Raw genomic sequence first — 18,042 nt, forward strand, 5'->3', positions numbered from 1 at the left:
GCTACAGGCCTTAGCCTACGGACGATTCGGCGGTTTTAGGCAGGCGCTGGTCGATGACCTGATACAGCGCGCTGCTCTGCGGCCAGTTGCGCATGAAGCGCGCCCGGTCGCGGGCGTAGGCCGGGGCGAAGCTGCCGAGACTGTGATGCTGGCACATGGAGTCCAGGTCGATCAGCGCCCAGCGATCCTCTTGCCAGAACAGGTTGTGCCCCTTGAAGTCGCCATGGCTGATGCGTTCGCGAATCAACTCGGCAAACAGCCGGTCCAGCGCCTGCAACTCGGCCTCTGGAGCTGCGCCGCTATCGATATAGGGCGCGAAGCGCTCGATGATGTCCGGCCCGGCCAGGTATTCGGTCACCAGATAGGCCCGGCTGCGCAGCCAGAGGAAACGCTTTTCCAGCAAGGCCAGCGGCTTGGGCGTGGCAATGCCGAGGAATGCCAGGCGATTGCCTTCCTGCCACGAATGCCAGGCCCGGCTGGGGCGCCAGAAGCGTTTGAGCCAATGGGCAAAACCCTTGATGTTGTAGCGCTTGACCACCAGGGTGCGGCCCGCCACTTCGACCCGGCCGACGCTGGCGGCGCCACCGGTCTTGTACAGGTGCCCCCGATCCAGCAGCGCATCGGCCTGTTCCAGCACCGGCAGCATCGCCGCCTCTTCCTCGCGCCGAATCGCCCGCAAGGCGAAGGGACCGCGCAGCACGCTGAACAGGGTGCACTCGCGACCGATCTTGTTGAGAAAATCCTTCAAGCGCCAGCTGCGCACCTTGTCCACCTGCTTCTGCAAGGCTTCCAGCGGCAAGGCATGCTCGGCATTGTTCAGCAGGTAATGCACCAGCAACTCTTCGGTGAAGGGCTCCAGGCTCTTGGGCAACTGGGCGAAAAACACCCCAAGGTTTTCCAGGACCTTCTGCCGGGACAGCGGTTTGCCTGCCTGCTCCACGCAGATCCCGGCACCATCGATCAGGTACAGCTTGCCCTGATGACGCAGCAGGTTGTCCAGATGCAGGTCTTCCTGCCACAGGCCCTTGCTGTGCAATTCGGCGATGGCGGCCAGGGCTTCGGCGAGTACCGCCTGCTGCTCATCGGCCAGCGCCGGCAACGACTCCACCTGTTTCCAGGCATCGCCCAGGCTCTCGGAACCTTCCAGGAACTCGAACAACAGCCAGCCACCCTCGCCTTCCTTCAGGCCGTCGGCCAACAACAGCGGCGTGGTCATGCCTTGTTCTTCAAGCAGGCGCACACCCTGCAGCTCACGCTGGAAATGCCGCGCCGCCTTGGCGCCCACCAGCAACTTGGCCAGCACCGGACGCCCGCGCCAGACACCGGCGCCGACATAACGCTGCCCTGGCAGCACCCGCAGCAGGCTGAGCAACTGCAGCGTCGCAGGTCCAGCAGCGTCGGCCAGCTCCAGGCTCAACGGCAGGCTTGGCGCGCGGCCGGCCTGCTTGAGTTCGGACAGGCGCATCAACGAGTCTCCTTATGGCTGCGGCGTGCACTCAGGCGGTTCAGCCAGGCATCGACCAGCGAACTGTCCTGCGGCTGATCCAGATAGGTCGCGAGCAAGGCGCGCACATCGCCCTCACTCCAGACCGGGGCGCGACGCAACAGCGGCTCCAGGTCCTTGACCCGATCACGCTGGCCGAACAACAGCGGACGGGTCTTTTCCAGGTCGATCAATTGCGCCTGGTAACCGTCGCCGGTGGCCCGCAGAAAAATATGCTTGGGATAGAAACAGCCGTGTACCTGGCGCACCGCATGCAGCTGGCGCGCCAGCAGGCCGCAGGCCCGCAGGATCGCCGCATGCTGGTCCGGGCTGAGCTGCGCCCACTGCTGCAACAGCGAGTCCAGGTCGTTCCAGCCATCCAGCGCCCGGGTCAGCAGGATCGCCCGGGTTTCGCCAGCCACCTTGCGCTCACCAAAGAAGGCCGCCTGCAGCGCCGGAATACCCAACTGCTGATAGCGGCTGATATTGCGAAACTCGCGGGCAAAACTCGGCTCGCCGAACGGCCGGTGCAGGGTCCGCGTCAGGTAGTTGCTCTGGCGCTTGAGGTAGTAGCCGTGGCCTTCCAGGTCGAGGCGATACACGCTGCTCCAGCCCCCACCATCGGTATTGGGTTCGTCCACCGCCTCAAGCTGCTTGGCCCACAACGCGTCGAAGCTGTCGAGGCCGTGGCGCTCCAGCAACGCACGGTCCTGAGCCGCCAGGAAATCGGTCATTCGCGTCCCTCGAAAAATCTCAGCACATGCCGGATACGGCACTTGTCCGCGGCATTCAGCCGGGTGCGCTGGCGGTACTGCAAATAGAAGCGCAGGCGCTGGGTGGCGGACAAATGATACTTGGCCACCTTGTCCAGGCACGCCAGGTCCTTGGTGATCCGGTACTTGAGCCAGAAACCGCGCCAGAAATCGCCATTGGGGCAATCGATCAGGTACAGCCGGGCATCGTCGTCGATCAGCAGGTTGCGCCACTTCAAGTCGTTATGGGTGAAGCGGTGCTCATGCATGATCCGCGTGTAGCGTGCCAGCTGCTGGCTGACCCGGTCCACCCAGGCCCGATCGGCCAGTAGCGGGTCGTTGCGCTCGGCCAGGACCGACAGGTCTTCGGTGCGTGGCAGCTCGCGGGTGATCATCGCCCCCCGGTCGTAGGCCAGGCCACGACGTTCCAGGCCCCAGGCCACCACCTCCGCCGTGGGAATGCCCCACTTGGCGAAACGCTTGAGGTTCTGCCACTCGGACTTGACCCGCGGCTTGCCCAGATAGCGCCGCAGGTTCTTGCCGGCGCCGGTGTAGCGCTTGACGTAATAGTTGATGCCGTTGCGCTCGACACGGATGACCTCCGACAACGGGTCGCGGGTCAGATGTTCACCCTTGAGGGCAAATACCGCATCCAGACTGCCGAAGTCCTGCGCCAGCTCCCGATACCCAGGTTCAAGGTTCCAACCCGCCATCAGAGCGCATCTCCGTACCGCTGCTTGCGTGCGTACAGCTTGTTGGCCTTGCCCTCCAGCCAGGTCAGCAGCGCCGCCTCGTCGCTCAGGATCTGCCGCAGCGGCTGCTGGAAATAGCCCTTGAGGAAACGCAGCTTGTCGCGCCGGGTCAGGCCAATATCCAGGGCCGAGAAATACAGCGCCGCCAGGTCCTTGTCGCGCCAGCGCCGGGTGATTGCCGGACGGGTCTGGGCGCGGTGCAAGTCGATCACCGAGAGCTTGAAGTCATCGGGCGTCACCGGCTTGTCGGTGTGCAGCAGGAAGTGGCAGATGTAGCAGTCGCGATGGTTGACCCCGGCGCGGTGCATCATGCCGGTCATGCGCGCCACTTCGGCGATCAGCGCGCGCTTGAGCCTGGGCTGCGGCGGCTGCTTGACCCAGTCGATGCTGAAGTCTTCGAGGCTGATGGTCGGCGCCAGCTCTTCGGTCACGATGAACGAATGCTGGTTGGCCGGGTTGCTGCCGCGCTCGCCATAGGCCACGGCGGTCATGGTCGGCACGCCGGCTTCCTGCAGGCGCTGGATGGCCTGCCATTCCTGGCCCGCGCCGAGCACCGGCAACTTGGCGGTGAGGAGGTTCTTGAAGATCTCGCCCCAACCGATACCGCGGTGAATCTTTACGAAGAACCCTTCGCCGGCCACCTCGGTACGCAAGGTACGGCGGGCTTCGAGTTCACGGTAGACCTGGCCGTCCAGACGCTCGACTTCGGCGAACGCATCGCGTCCGGCCCAAAGGGTCTTGAACGGTTCGGCAAGAATCAACTTCATCAGTGTTGCTCCGCCAGAATCACATCCGCAGCGTGCTGCGGCATGCTATAGAGGTCGGCCGTCTCGGCGAACGCCAGGCCGTTACGGCTCCAGGTCGCGCGTGCAGCGTCGTCGGTCAACATGGTGTTCAGGTATTGATTGAGCTGTCCTTGCTCCAATGGCTCGTCCAGCACCAGGCCGCTGTCGGCCTCGGCGATGTAATGGGCATAACCGCAGACCGCGCTGACCAGCACCGGCAAGCCGGCCACCAGCGCTTCCAGCAGCACAGTACCGGTGTTTTCGTTGTACGCCGGATGGATCAACAGGTCGGCGCCCAACAGGAAACGCGGGATATCACTGCGCCCCTTGAGGAACTGCACATGCTCGCCCAGGCCCAATGCGGCGCTCTGCAATTGGAATACTTTGGGGTCGTCCTGGCCAATTACAAATAGCCGGGTGCGTTTCTTCAGCTCCGGCGGCAAGGCGGCCACAGCCTTGAGGCTGCGATCCACGCCCTTGGTCTTGAACCCGGAGCCGATCTGCACCAGCAGCAAGTCATCGTCTTTCAGGGCGAACTCGCGACGGAATTCGGCGCGGATCTCGGCCGCGTTGGCCGGCGCGCGACGGTCCTGGGCGATGCCGGGCGGCAGCAGGTGGAAACGTTCCACCGGGGTGTCGTAATGCTTGATGAACAGCGGCTGCTGGACCTCGGAAATCATCAGCACTTCAGTCTTCGCGTCCCGGGCGAACACCGCCCGCTCGTATTCGGCGAAGTGCCGGTAGCGACCCCAACGGCGGTACAGCGAATGACGCAGGTTCTGCGCCTTGTCTTCGAAGCAGCCGTCGGCGGCGTAATACACATCCAGCCCGGGCATCTTGTTGAAGCCGATCAGGCGGTCCACCGGACGCTTGGCCAGGTCGGCCTCCATCCAGGCGCTGAGTTTCTCGTTACGCCGATGGTTGAAGAACGCCTTGACCGGCGCCACCAGCACTTCGAAACCTGGCGGTACATCACCTTCCCAGATCAGCGTGTAGACACGGATCTGGTGCCCGCGCTTCTGGCACTCCAGGGCGATGCGCATGAAATCCCGCTGCAGGCCGCCGAACGGGAAGTATTTATAAAGGACAAAAGCCAATTGCATCAGCGCAGCTCCTCAGCCAGTAACAACCTGCTCAGCCGGCTGGCGACACGCTCAGGATTCAGACGCGTGAAGCACAACGGCCACTCGCGTTTCAGGTCGAACCGCCGCTGATCTTCAGCCGTCGGTTGATAGGTGCATTTTTTCTGCAGGCACGGCGCGCAAGGGAAGTCGCTGGCCATATGGATCTGCGCCTTGCCATAGGCGCCGGTCAGGCCCGGGTTGGTCGGGCCGAACAGGGAAATGGTCGGCACATCCAGCGCCGCTGCGAGATGGCCAAGCCCGGTATCCACCGCGACGCAGGCCCGGGCTTGCGCCAGCACCTTGGCGACACCCGCCAGGTTCAGCTTCGGCAGTACCGTGGCGTTGCCCAAGCCCTTGGCAATACGCTCGGCCCGGGCCTTTTCCGCCGGGTTGCCCCACGGCAGCTTGACCTCGACGCCCAGCTGGCCCATGCGTTCGGCCAGCTCGCGCCAGTAGGCTTCCGGCCAGTGCTTGGTGTCCCAGGTGGTGCCGTGCAGGAACACCACGAACGGCTTGGGCCGCGGCAGTTCCACCAGCTTCTCGACGTTCAGGCCGTAATCGCCCAGCCCCTGGGGCAAGTCATACCCCAAGGCCACGGCGAACAGCTGGCGCACACGCTCCACGGCATGCTGGCCGCGGGCAACGGCCAGGCGCCGCGAGTAGAAACGCGCCGCCAAGGGCTCGCGCGCGGACTGTTTGTCCAGGCCGGCCACCGGCGCCTTGACGTAGCGCGTCAGCCAGGCGCTTTTCAGCAAGCCCTGGGCGTCGATCACCAAGTCGTATTGAGTCGCACGCACGCTCTGCTTGAAGCGCCGCCACTCGCCACTCTTGATGGTCTGCCAGATGTTCTTGCGCCAGCGGCGAATCGCCACCGGGATCACTTTATCCACAGCCGGGTGCCAGGTCGGGATTTCCGCGAAACCCTCTTCCACCACCCAATCGAACTTGATCCCCGGAATCGCCCGCGCCGCATCGGTCAACGCCGGCAGCGCATGGATCACGTCACCCAGGGAGGAGGTCTTGATCAACAGTACCCGCACTTACCGAACCTCGACCGCGGTGCCCTGCAACCGCTGCAAGGCCTGGTCCACCGAGTCTGGCAGCAGCTGGCGCAGGCAGTTGTAATGGCCAAAGCGGCAGGTGCGATCGAAGCACGGACTGCACTCGATGCCCAGGCGCACGACTTCGACCTGGTCGGCCAGCGGCGGGGTGAAACCCGGCGATGTCGAGCCGTACACCGCCACCAGCGGGCGATTCAGCGCCGCCGCCACGTGCATCAGCCCGGAGTCGTTGGACACCACGGAATCGGCGCAGGACAGCAGGTCGATGGCCTCGGCCAGGGAGGTGCCGCCGCAGAGGTTGACCGATTCTTCGCGCAGCCCCGGAATCAGCCGGGCGCGAATATCTTCGCCAACCACGTGATCGTTCTTCGAACCGAACAGCCAGACCTGCCAGCCCTCGCGGATCTTCAGCTCGGCGACCTTGGCGTAATGCTCGGACGGCCAGCGCTTGGCCTCGCCGAACTCGGCCCCCGGACACAGCGCCAGCACCGGGCGGTCCAGGGTCAGGCCGAACTTGGCCAGCGCCGCTTCGCGGCTGGCCGGGTCGATCTGCAGGTCGGGACGCGGATACGGCTTGGGCAGCTCGGCGCCCGGCTCGTAAGCCAGCGCCATGAAGCGCTCGATCATCAGCGGATAACGTTCTTTGTCCAGCGTGCGCACGTCGTTGAGCAGGCCGTAGCGGAACTCGCCGCGCCAGCCGGTACGTTGCGCGATGCCGGCAAAGAACGGCACCAGCGCCGACTTCAACGAGTTGGGCAGCAGGATGGCCTGGTCGTACTGGCCGGCCAGGGATTTGCCGATGCGCCGGCGGGTCGCCAGTTCCAGCACGCCGTGGCCGAGCGGGAAGCTCAAGGCCCGCCGCACTTGCGGCATGCGCTCCAGGATCGGCCGGCTCCACTCGGGGGCCAGCACGTCGATCTCGCACTGAGGATGGCGTTGTTTCAGGCACTGGAAGAGTGTCTGCGCCATCACCATGTCACCGACCCAACTGGGCCCAACGATCAGAATATTCATGTGGTTTCCAAAAACGAACCGGGGAGGCTTACGCCTCCCCGCCTCGAGAATCCAGCCCTGCGGCATTCACCGCCAGCTCATTGTGGACGAGCCAAAACAGGGCTCGCCGGATACATTTGTGGCAACGCAGCGCACGCTGCCTAGCTTAGCCCCAGCTCGCGCCAAATCCGCAATACCTCCCGTCGCTCGCTGGCGAACTGGTCGCCGGCGATGACCCCGGCCTCGTTCTGCAAGGCCTGGCGGTGAGCCGCGGAACGGTAGGCCTTGTAGACCTCGCGCAGCAGACTGGCGTCGGTCGCGGGCATCAGCCCGACTTCCTCCAGACCTTCCAGAATGCGGATATTGTCGGTGTAGCGCAGCAATGACGGGTGCTCTTGCGACCACGCCAGGGCCGCGTATTGCACCATAAATTCGATGTCGACGATACCTCCGGCGTCCTGCTTGAGGTCGAACGGCGCCGTGGCCTCGAAGGCATTTGCCGCGGTTCCGGCGGCCGTCGCCTTGGTCCCCAGGTTGTCGCGCATCTTGGCCCGCATCTCGCTGACCTCCTGCTGCAACTTGGGTAGGTCACGGGCACGCCCCAGCACCGCAGCCCGCACTTTCTCGAAGGCCTGGCCGACATCCTGGCTACCTACCAATACCCGGGCGCGCACCAGCGCCTGATGCTCCCAGGTCCAGGCTTCGTTCTCCTGATAACGGGCGAACGCCCCCAGCGAACTCACCAGCAAGCCCGACGCCCCGGACGGCCGCAGGCGCATGTCCACTTCGTACAGCTGGCCGGAGTTGGTCTGGGTGGTCAGCAGGTGAATGATCCGCTGGCCCAGGCGGGTGAAGAACTGCGCGCCGTCGATCGGTTTCGGGCCATCGGTTTCCGCCTGCGGATCGCCGTCATGGATGAACACCAGGTCCAGGTCGGAACCATGCCCGAGTTCCAGGCCGCCGACTTTCCCATAACCGACAATAATGAAGCCGGGATCGCACAAGGTGCCATCGGTGCGCTGCGGAGCGCCGTATTTGGCCACCGTCTGGCGCCAGGCCAGGGCCAGCACCTGCTCGAGGATCGCCTCGGCCAGCCAGGTCAGGTAATCGCTGACTTTCATCAACGGCAGGCTGCCGGCGATTTCCGAAGCCGCCACTCGCAGACGGTGGGCCAGCTTGAAGTGACGCAGCGCCTCCATCTGCTGTTCCAGATCGTCCTCGGGGATGCGCGTCAGGCGCTCGCGCAACTCGGCGGCCAGTTCCGGCGCCAATGGCGGCTTGAACAGACGGCCCTCGTTAAGCAACTCATCGAGCAGCAGCGGGAAGCGGGTGATCTGCTCGGCGATCCACGGGCTGGCGGCACACAGGGTCAACAAGCGGCGCAAGGCCCCGGGGTTCTCGGTGAGCAGCACCAGGTAGGCGGAACGTCGCGCCACCGCCTCGACCAGCGGCAGCACGCGCTCCAGCACCAGGTCCGGATCAGCATGTTCCACCGCCTGGGCCAAAAGGCGCGGAATAAAGGCATCGAGGCGCTCGCGCCCCAAACGCTGCATGGCTCGCAATTGCGGGCTGCCACGCAGGCCGGCCAGCGCCCTGAGCGCCTTGGGTGCGTCATTGAAACCGCCTTCCTGCAGTTGCCGGCAGGCGGCTTCTTCGTCCTGGGCTTCTTCCCACAGCGGCAGCCATTCGCCGCCAACCACCACTTCGCACTCGTTGCCTTCGTCTTCATCCGGGTCGGCGATCACCTGGCGGAAATGCCACTCCACCCGACCGCGCCAGTACATCAGGCGCTCATGGAACGCCGCCCAGTCGGCAAACCCCAGCATGAAGGCAATGCGCGCCTGATCCTGCGGATTGTCCGGCAGCATCTGCGTCTGCCGGTCGGCGATCGCCTGGATCGCGTGCTCGGTGTAACGCAGGAATTCGTAACCTTCACGCAGTTCGGCGATCACCGCGGGCGGCAGGTAACCCTGCCCCTCCAGGGTGGTCAGCACCTTTAATAGAGGACGCTGTTGCAGGCTCAGGTCGCGCCCGCCGTGAATCAGCTGGAAAGCCTGGGCGATGAACTCGACTTCGCGGATCCCGCCGGAACCCAGCTTGATATTGTCGGCCATGCCCTTGCGCCGCACTTCCTGCTGGATCAGCTGCTTCATGGTGCGCAGCGCTTCGATCGCCGAGAAATCCAGGTAACGCCGATAGACAAAAGGCCGCAGCATATCGAGCAACTGCGCGCCGGCAACCTGGTCGCCCGCCACCACCCGCGCCTTGATCATCGCGTAGCGTTCCCAGTCGCGGCCCTGATCCTGGTAGTACTGCTCCAGCGCATTGAAACTCAGCACCAGGGCGCCCGCCGAACCGTAGGGCCGCAGGCGCATGTCGACGCGGAACACGAAACCGTCGACGGTCATCGGGTCCAGCGCCTTGATCAGGCGCTGCCCCAGGCGGATGAAAAATTCCTGGTTATCCAGCGCACGCTTCACGCCCACGGTTTCCCCGCCTTCGGGGTAGGCGAAGATCAGGTCGATGTCGGACGACAGGTTCAGCTCGACGGCGCCCAGCTTGCCCATGCCGAGGATGACCATCTGCTGCGGCTCGCCGCTGCGTCGGCCGGTGGGAACACCGAACTGCTCGCAGTGGCGCTGGTACAACCATTGATAGGCCTGGTCGATGCAGGCGTCGGCCATGTCCGACAGGTCGCGGCAGGTCTGCACCAGATCCGCCTGGCGCGTCAGGTCGCGCCAGATGATCCGCACCTGATGACGATTGCGCTGACGCCGCAGCACCCGCCCCAGTTCGTCTTCACTGGTGGCCTGCTGCACCGCTGCGGCGATCTGCGCGCACAGCTCGCCCGGGCCGAAGCCGCGGTCGAGTTCGCCGCCGTGCACCAGCTCCAGCAACATCAAAGGGTCACGAAGGCTCTGTTCAATGAAGAAGTCGCTGGCAGCGCTCACCCGGGCGAACTCGACCCAGCGTTCGGGGGGCCAGGCGGCGAGCCCATGATCGTCGTCCAGGGTCGCCACGGCGCTACGGAACGACTGCTCCGCACGGCTGACAAAAGGCAGGAGAATCGCTGGGAGTTCGGCAAGCGCGGGCAGGCTCATGGGCTATCCTTGATCGGCGTAGAAAGGGGCGGTCGGGGCAAATTCTGCGGGCGCGGCCCTTGAAGGACTGTCGAACAAAAGTTAGAAATAGCTGAAATTTTTATTATTTTGGCAGCCAGCATCAAATTCTTACCCATTGGTGTTGGAAATCGACCAACAGTAACGATTATTCTCACAACACAGCAGGAGGCCACAAGCCAATCTTCTGTAGTTTTACTACTCGTCTATACATTCGAAAGGCTGAAATGGCCGACGATTTGTAGTAAAACTACACGCCGCCGTATCAACCTCCGGCAATCCAAGAATTTTATCGTCTGCCCACAAGGCCAGTCGCAAACTCAGGCAACCGATTCTGGAAGCCTTTCCGCCCTGGAGCAAGCCATGCAAGACCTCGATCCCGTCGAAACCCAGGAATGGCTGGACGCCCTGGAATCGGTTCTCGACAAAGAAGGCGAAGACCGTGCTCACTATCTGATGACCCGCATGGGCGAACTCGCGACCCGCAGCGGCTCGCAACTGCCCTACGCCATCACCACGCCGTACCGCAACACGATTCCCGTCACCCACGAAGCACGCATGCCTGGCGACCTGTTCATGGAACGCCGCATTCGCTCGCTGGTACGTTGGAACGCGTTGGCCATGGTCATGCGTACGAACCTGAAAGATTCTGATCTGGGCGGTCACATCTCCAGCTTCGCCTCCAGTGCGACTCTGTATGACATCGGCTTCAACTACTTCTTCCAGGCGCCAACCGAAGAACATGGCGGCGACCTGATCTACTTCCAGGGCCACGCCTCCCCTGGCGTCTACGCTCGCGCTTTCATGGAAGGCCGCATCAGCGAAGACCAGATGAACAACTTCCGCCAGGAAGTGGACGGCAACGGCCTGTCCTCCTACCCGCACCCATGGCTGATGCCTGACTTCTGGCAGTTCCCGACCGTATCCATGGGTCTGGGTCCGATCCAGGCGATCTACCAGGCGCGCTTCATGAAGTACCTGGAAGCCCGCGGCTTCATCCAGCCAGGCAAGCAGAAAGTCTGGTGCTTCATGGGCGACGGCGAGTGCGACGAGCCGGAATCCCTGGGCGCAATCTCCCTGGCCGGCCGCGAGAAGCTGGACAACCTGATCTTCGTCATCAACTGCAACCTGCAGCGCCTCGACGGCCCGGTTCGCGGCAACGGCAAGATCATCCAGGAACTCGAAGGCGTGTTCCGTGGCGCCCAGTGGAATGTGAACAAAGTCATCTGGGGCCGTTTCTGGGACCCACTGCTGGCCAAGGACACCCACGGCATCCTGCAACGCCGCATGGACGAAGTCATCGACGGCGAGTACCAGAACTACAAGGCCAAAGACGGCGCCTTCGTGCGTGAGCACTTCTTCAACACGCCTGAACTCAAGGCAATGGTCGAAGACCTGTCCGACGAGGAAATCTGGAAACTCAACCGTGGCGGCCACGACCCGTACAAGGTCTATGCGGCCTACCACGAAGCGGTCAACCACAAAGAGCAACCGACCGTCATCCTGGCCAAGACCATCAAAGGTTATGGCACCGGCGCCGGCGAAGCGAAGAACACCGCGCACAACACCAAGAAAGTCGATGTCGACAGCCTGAAGTTGTTCCGCGACCGCTTCGACATTCCGGTCAAGGACGAAGAAATCGAAAACCTGCCGTTCTTCCGACCGGAAGAAGGCAGTGCCGAAGCCCGTTACCTGAGCGAGCGTCGTGCCGCACTGGGCGGTTTCGTGCCTCAGCGCCGTGCCAAGAGCTTCAACATTCCGACCCCGCCACTGGAAACCCTCAAGGCTATCCTCGACGGTTCGGGCGACCGCGAAATCTCCACCACCATGGCCTTCGTGCGGATCCTCGCGCAGCTGGTCAAGGACAAGGAAATCGGCCAGCGCATCGTCCCGATCATCCCGGACGAAGCCCGTACCTTCGGTATGGAAGGCATGTTCCGTCAACTGGGCATTTACTCGTCCGTCGGCCAGCTCTACGAGCCAGTCGATAAAGACCAGGTGATGTTCTACCGCGAAGACAAGAAGGGCCAGATCCTCGAGGAAGGCATCAACGAAGCGGGCGCCATGAGCTCCTTCATCGCGGCCGGTACTTCGTACTCCAGCCACAACCAGCCGATGCTGCCGTTCTACATCTTCTATTCGATGTTCGGCTTCCAGCGTATCGGCGACCTGGCCTGGGCCGCTGGCGACAGCCGTACCCGCGGCTTCCTGATCGGCGGTACCGCCGGCCGTACCACCCTCAACGGTGAAGGCCTGCAGCACGAAGACGGTCACAGCCACATGCTGGCGGGCACCATCCCGAACTGCCGCACCTTCGATCCGACCTATGGCTACGAGCTGGCGGTGATCATCCAGGACGGCATGAAGAAGATGACCGAAGAGCAACAGGACGTCTTCTACTACATCACCGTGATGAACGAGTCCTACCAGCAGCCAGCCATGCCGGCCGGTGTCGAGCAAGGCATCATCAAGGGCATGTACCTGCTCGAGGAAGACACCCGCGAAGCAGCGCACCACGTACAGCTGATGGGCTCCGGCACCATCCTGCGCGAAGTCCGTGAAGCGGCGAAGATCCTGCGTGAAGAATTCAACGTGGGCGCGGACGTGTGGAGCGTTACCAGCTTCAACGAACTGCGTCGCGATGGCCTGGCAGTCGAGCGCAGCAACCGTCTGCACCCGGGCCAGAAGCCTAAGCTGAGCTATGTCGAAGAGTGCCTGAGCGGCCGTAAAGGTCCGGTCATCGCCTCTACCGACTACATGAAGCTGTTCGCTGAACAGATTCGTCAGTGGGTCCCGTCCAAGGAATTCAAAGTCCTGGGCACCGACGGTTTCGGCCGCAGTGACAGCCGCAAGAAGCTGCGTCACTTCTTCGAAGTCGACCGTCATTTCGTGGTGTTGGCAGCCCTGGAAGCCTTGGCTGACCGTGGTGACATCGAACCTAAGGTCGTGGCCGAGGCCATCACCAAGTTCGGCATCAACCCGGAAAAACGCAACCCACTGGACTGCTGAGGAGATTTTTTGTGAGCGAACTCATTCGCGTACCTGACATCGGCAGCGGTGAAGGTGAAGTAATCGAACTGTTTGTGAAGGTCGGCGACCGTATCGAAGCCGACCAGAGCATCCTGACACTGGAATCGGACAAGGCGAGCATGGAAGTTCCGGCGCCCAAAGCCGGCGTCATCAAGAGCCTGAAAGTGAAGCTGGGCGATCGCCTGAAAGAAGGCGACGAGCTGCTGGAACTGGAAGTCGAGGGTGCCGCTGCCGCGGCGCCAGCGGCCGCCGCTCCGGCTGCCAAGGCCGAGAAAAAACCAGCTGCAGCGCCGGCTCCTGCCGCCCCTGCCGCTGCACCTGCCGCCGCTTCGACCCAGCAGGTCCACGTGCCGGATATCGGTTCGTCGGGCAAGGCCCAGATCATCGAGATCCAGGTCAAGGTCGGCGACACCGTCGAGGCCGACCAGTCGCTGATCACCCTCGAATCCGACAAGGCCAGCATGGAAATCCCATCGCCAGCCGCGGGCGTGGTCGAGAGCATCAGCGTCAAGCTCAACGATGAAGTTGGCACCGGCGACCTGATCCTGGCCCTGAAAGTGGCCGGCGCCGCCCCTGCCGCCGCTGCGCCTGCCCAGGCCGCCGCTCCGGCCGCTGCTGCTCCGGCACCGGCTGCTGCCGCACCTGCCGCCCCGGTAGCCGACAGCGTCCAGGACATCCACGTTCCGGACATCGGCTCGGCCGGCAAGGCCAAGATCATCGAAGTCCTGGTCAAGGCTGGCGACAGCGTTGAAGCCGACCAGTCGCTGATCACCCTCGAGTCCGACAAGGCCAGCATGGAAATTCCATCGCCAGCCGCCGGCATCGTGGAAAGCGTTGCGATCAAGCTGGACGACGAAGTCGGCACCGGCGACCTGATCCTCAAGCTGAAGGTCAAAGGCGCTGCCCCAGCGGCCGCCCCGGCGCCTGCCGCAGCCCCGGCTGCCGCCAAGCCTGAAGCCGCCCCTGCGGCCGCAGCAGCGGCACCTGCTGCAGCGCCAGCTGCCGCCCCGGCCCAACCGGGCGCGAAAGTTCATGCCGGCCCTGCCGTGCGCCAGCTGGCGCGCGAGTTCGGCGTCGAGCTGAACGCGGTGAGCCCGAGCGGCCCGCACGGTCGCATCCTCAAGGAAGACGTGCAGGTTTACGTCAAGGCCATGATGCAGAAGGCCAAGGAAGCTCCGGCAGCTGCCGGCGCAACCGGTGGCGCCGGCATCCCGCCGATTCCAGTGGTGGACTTCAGCCGCTTCGGCGAGATCGAAGAAGTGCCGATGACCCGCCTGATGCAGGCTGGCGCATCGAACCTGCATCGCAGCTGGCTGAACGTGCCTCACGTCACCCAGTTCGACTCGGCCGACATCACCGAGCTGGAAGCCTTCCGGATCGCCCAGAAAGCCGTCGCAGAGAAGGCCGGCGTCAAGCTGACCATCCTGCCGCTGCTGCTGAAATCCTGTGCGCACCTGCTCAAGGAATTGCCGGACTTCAACAGCTCGCTGGCGCCTAGCGGCAAAGCGATCATCCGCAAGAAGTACGTGAACATCGGCTTCGCGGTCGACACCCCGGATGGCCTGCTGGTACCGGTGATCAAGAACGTCGATCAGAAGAGCCTGCTGCAACTGGCTGCCGAAGCCGCTTCCCTGGCTGAAAAAGCCCGGACCAAGAAACTCTCGGCGGACGACATGCAGGGCGCCTGCTTCACCATCTCCAGCCTCGGTCACATTGGCGGCACCGGCTTCACGCCGATCGTCAACGCACCGGAAGTGGCGATCCTCGGCGTTTCCAAGGCAACCATCCAGCCTGTCTGGGACGGCAAAGCCTTCCAGCCGAAGCTGATGCTGCCGCTGTCGCTGTCCTACGACCACCGTGTGATCAACGGCGCCGCTGCTGCACGCTTCACCAAGCGTCTGAGCGATCTGCTGGCGGATATCCGCACCATCTTGCTGTAAGACCCGGCCGGCTTCCCTGTCATGGGGAAGCCGGCCGTTGCACCCTTTTCGAGCGCCACGCTCGTACCTCAACCCCGCCAATTTGGCGGGGCTTTTTTTGCCGAAAAATCGCTGCAACCAGCGGCCAAAGCCCGGTAAAACACCAGAAAATATTAGCTTTCAGAAATCTTCCGCGCTGCCGATAGATTCTTATAGCACTTAGCCTTCATCTCACTTGTCAGTCAGTGCCGCATGATGCAACCTTGCCGCAGGCAACAGTAAAGAGGGCGCGAGCCCGGCGCGATCAGCATTTACCAAGCGAGTTTCCCCATGAAAAGCCAACCCGATGCCGCCAGCCGTATGGTGGCCGAGGTAGTGACGCAGTTGCCCGTGCCCTCGCGGCTCGGCATGCTGCGTTTCGAACGGCTGAATGAAGCGAGCTGGGCCCTGCTGTTTCTCGACCCGAACTGTGAACGCCAATTCGGCCTGCCCGCCGTCGAGCTCTGTGCCCTGGTCGGCTCGCCCTATGCCAGCCTGATGGAACCGGAAGCCCGCTATCAGTTGCACGACGCGATCCAGCAGCAACTGACCCACAGCCCGCATTACCTGATTCGCTACACCCTGCACACCGCCAAGGGCTCACTCAGCCTGCTGGAACTCGGCGAAGCCTACAAACAGCACAATCGACACCTGCTGCGGGGTTATTTCCTGGTGGTCGACGGCCTGCTCAACGACGATCAGCCGCTCCCCGCGCCCGACCTGGAAACCCAGAACAGCCGCCTGCAAATCGCCCTGGAACTCAACCAGCGGGCCCAGCAGGAACAACTCCAGCACCTCGAACGGGTGCGCGCCCAGCAGGACCTGATCCTGCTCCTGGCCCGCCAGCGCTACAGCACCAACAACCCCCTGCTGGAAGCCGCCGAGCTGATTACCCGCAGCGCCTGCGACATCTACGAAATCGACTGTGCCAGCATCTGGAACCTGGAAGGCCAGTTGCTGGTACCGATCTGCGCCTATCACCGCGACCTGCAGCAATACATCCTGCCGGAGGCGATCGACGCCAGCGATTTCCCCGACTACCTCGAAGCCCTGCACACCAGCCGGGCCATCGATGCGCACAATGCCATGCGCGATCCGCGCACCCGGGAAATGGCCGAAAGCCTGCGCCCGCGAAATATCAACGCCATGCTCGACGCCAGCATCCGCATCGACGGTCAGGTGGTCGGCGTGCTGTGCCTGGAACAAGTGGGCAACACCCGCGCCTGGCAATCCGATGAAATCGCCTTTGCCGGCGAGCTGGCCGACCAGTTCGCCCAGGTCATCAACAACCATAACCGCCGTACCGCTACCAGCGCCCTGCACCTGTTCCAGCGCGCGGTCGAGCAAAGCGCCAATGCCTTTCTGCTGGTCAACTGCGACGGCGTGGTGGAGTACGTCAACCCGAGCTTCACCGCGATCACCCAGTACAGCACCGAGGAAGTCCACGGCCATCGGCTGGCGGAACTGCCGGCGCTGGAGAACCTCAGCGAACTGCTGTTCGACGCGCCCTCCAGCCTGGCCAAGAGCAACAGCTGGCAGGGCGAATTCAAGAGCCGGCGCAAGAACCTGGAGCCGTACTGGGGCCAGCTGTCGATCTCCAAGGTCTATGGCGACAACCGCGAACTGACCCACTACATCGGCATCTACGAAGACATCACCCAGACCAAGCTCGCCCAGCAGCGCATCGAACGCCTGGCCTACACCGACAACCTGACCAACCTGGGCAACCGTCCGGCCTTCATCCGCAATCTCGACGAACGCTTCGCCCGCGACAGCGACAGCCCCATCAGCCTGCTGCTGGTGGACATCGACAACTTCAAGCGGATCAACGACAGCCTCGGCCACCAGACGGGCGACAAGCTGCTGATCAGCCTGGCCCGGCGCCTGCGCAACAGCCTGAGCCCCAGCGGCAGCCTGGCGCGCTTCGCCAGTAACGAGTTCGCCGTACTGCTGGACGACACCGACCTGGAAGCCGGCCAACAGATCGCCAGCCAGCTGCTGATGACCCTCGACAAGCCGATGTTCGTCGACAACCAACTCATCAGCGTCACCGGCTCCGTGGGCCTGGCCTGCGCGCCGCTGCACGGCCGCGACCCGCAGACCCTGATGCGCAACGCCGGCCTGGCGCTGCACAAGGCCAAGGCCAACGGCAAGCATCAGGTGCAGGTGTTTACCGAAGCCTTGAACGCCGAAGCCAGCTACAAGCTGTTCGTGGAAAACAACCTGCGTCGCGCCCTGACCCAGAACGAGCTGGACGTGTTCTACCAGCCCAAGCTGTGCCTGCGCAGCGGACGCCTGCTGGGCCTGGAAGCGCTGCTGCGCTGGAACCACCCGGAAAAGGGCATGATCCGCCCGGACCAGTTCATCAGCGTCGCCGAAGAGACCGGCCTGATCATCCCGATCGGCAAATGGATCGCGCGCCAGGCCTGTCGCATGAGCAAGCAGCTCACCGCCGCCGGCCTGGGCAATCTGCAGGTGGCGATCAACCTGTCGCCCAAGCAGTTTTCCGACCCGGACCTGGTGGCTTCCATCGCCAGCATCCTCAAGGAAGAACAGCTGCCCGCCTCGCTGCTGGAGCTCGAGCTGACGGAGGGCCTGCTGCTGGAAGCCACCGAAGACACCCACCAGCAACTCGACCAGTTGAAAAAGCTCGGCCTGACCCTGGCCATGGACGATTTCGGCACCGGCTATTCGTCGCTGAGCTACTTGAAAAAATTCCCGATCGACATCATCAAGATCGATCGCAGCTTCATCCATGAAATCCCCGCCAACCAGGACGACATGGAAATCACCTCGGCGGTGATCGCCATGGCCCACAACCTGAAAATCCAGGTGGTGGCCGAGGGCATCGAAACCGCGGAGCAGCTGTCCTTCCTGCGTCGCCACCGCTGCGATGTCGGCCAGGGCTACCTGTTCGACCGGCCGATTCCCGGCTCGGAGCTGATCGACAAGCTCAAACGTTATCCGCGCGGCCCAATCGCCTGA

General features: G+C 63.4%; 11 protein-coding genes. 3 read left to right on the forward strand and 8 right to left on the reverse strand.

Features of this window, described 5'->3' with window-relative positions; genetic code table 11:
• Positions 1 to 10 precede the first annotated feature (10 nt).
• The 8 genes from PVZ80_RS16310 to glnE form a co-directional block, all read right to left on the reverse strand.
• A complete protein-coding gene (locus PVZ80_RS16310) occupies positions 11 to 1,465 on the reverse strand; it encodes a lipopolysaccharide kinase InaA family protein (RefSeq protein ID WP_124310230.1) in 1,455 nt (484 codons plus the stop codon).
• A complete protein-coding gene (locus PVZ80_RS16315) occupies positions 1,465 to 2,217 on the reverse strand; it encodes a lipopolysaccharide kinase InaA family protein (RefSeq protein ID WP_016704482.1) in 753 nt (250 codons plus the stop codon). Before PVZ80_RS16315 ends, PVZ80_RS16310 begins: the two co-directional genes overlap by 1 nt.
• Complete coding sequence (locus PVZ80_RS16320; RefSeq protein ID WP_009046649.1) at positions 2,214 to 2,948, reverse strand: lipopolysaccharide kinase InaA family protein; 735 nt, start codon at positions 2,946 to 2,948, stop codon at positions 2,214 to 2,216. The genes PVZ80_RS16315 and PVZ80_RS16320 overlap by 4 nt, the downstream gene beginning before the upstream one ends.
• Positions 2,948 to 3,754 (reverse strand): lipopolysaccharide core heptose(I) kinase RfaP, encoded by an 807-nt coding sequence (rfaP, locus tag PVZ80_RS16325; RefSeq protein ID WP_009046648.1) that lies wholly within the window; start codon positions 3,752 to 3,754, stop codon positions 2,948 to 2,950. Before rfaP ends, PVZ80_RS16320 begins: the two co-directional genes overlap by 1 nt.
• Positions 3,754 to 4,875: a glycosyltransferase family 4 protein gene (locus PVZ80_RS16330; protein WP_009041865.1), complete on the reverse strand. Its 1,122-nt coding sequence runs from the start codon at positions 4,873 to 4,875 to the stop codon at positions 3,754 to 3,756. The genes rfaP and PVZ80_RS16330 overlap by 1 nt, the downstream gene beginning before the upstream one ends.
• Positions 4,875 to 5,936, reverse strand: a complete 1,062-nt coding sequence (waaC, locus tag PVZ80_RS16335; protein ID WP_110175391.1) for a lipopolysaccharide heptosyltransferase I — start codon at positions 5,934 to 5,936, stop codon at positions 4,875 to 4,877. Before waaC ends, PVZ80_RS16330 begins: the two co-directional genes overlap by 1 nt.
• Positions 5,937 to 6,971: a lipopolysaccharide heptosyltransferase II gene (gene waaF, locus PVZ80_RS16340; protein WP_009046646.1), complete on the reverse strand. Its 1,035-nt coding sequence runs from the start codon at positions 6,969 to 6,971 to the stop codon at positions 5,937 to 5,939.
• Positions 6,972 to 7,111: 140 nt separating this feature from the next.
• Entirely contained in the window at positions 7,112 to 10,051 is a 2,940-nt protein-coding gene (glnE, locus tag PVZ80_RS16345) for a bifunctional [glutamate--ammonia ligase]-adenylyl-L-tyrosine phosphorylase/[glutamate--ammonia-ligase] adenylyltransferase (RefSeq protein WP_009046645.1), read from the reverse strand.
• Between the two features lie 381 nt (positions 10,052 to 10,432).
• Here glnE and aceE point away from each other — a divergent pair, with 381 nt between their 5' ends.
• The 3 genes from aceE (at position 10,433) to PVZ80_RS16360 (ending at position 18,042) form a co-directional block, all read left to right on the forward strand.
• A complete protein-coding gene (gene aceE / locus PVZ80_RS16350; RefSeq protein ID WP_009046644.1) occupies positions 10,433 to 13,078 on the forward strand; it encodes a pyruvate dehydrogenase (acetyl-transferring), homodimeric type in 2,646 nt (881 codons plus the stop codon).
• 11 nt (positions 13,079 to 13,089) lie between these two features.
• Complete coding sequence (gene aceF / locus PVZ80_RS16355; RefSeq protein ID WP_273864208.1) at positions 13,090 to 15,039, forward strand: dihydrolipoyllysine-residue acetyltransferase; 1,950 nt, start codon at positions 13,090 to 13,092, stop codon at positions 15,037 to 15,039.
• 309 nt (positions 15,040 to 15,348) lie between these two features.
• Positions 15,349 to 18,042, forward strand: coding sequence for a putative bifunctional diguanylate cyclase/phosphodiesterase (locus PVZ80_RS16360; protein ID WP_016704477.1), 2,694 nt, complete (start codon positions 15,349 to 15,351; stop codon positions 18,040 to 18,042).

The organism is Pseudomonas sp. B3G-3 (assembly GCF_028640915.1).
Lineage (GTDB): Bacteria > Pseudomonadota > Gammaproteobacteria > Pseudomonadales > Pseudomonadaceae > Aquipseudomonas > Aquipseudomonas chlororaphis_I.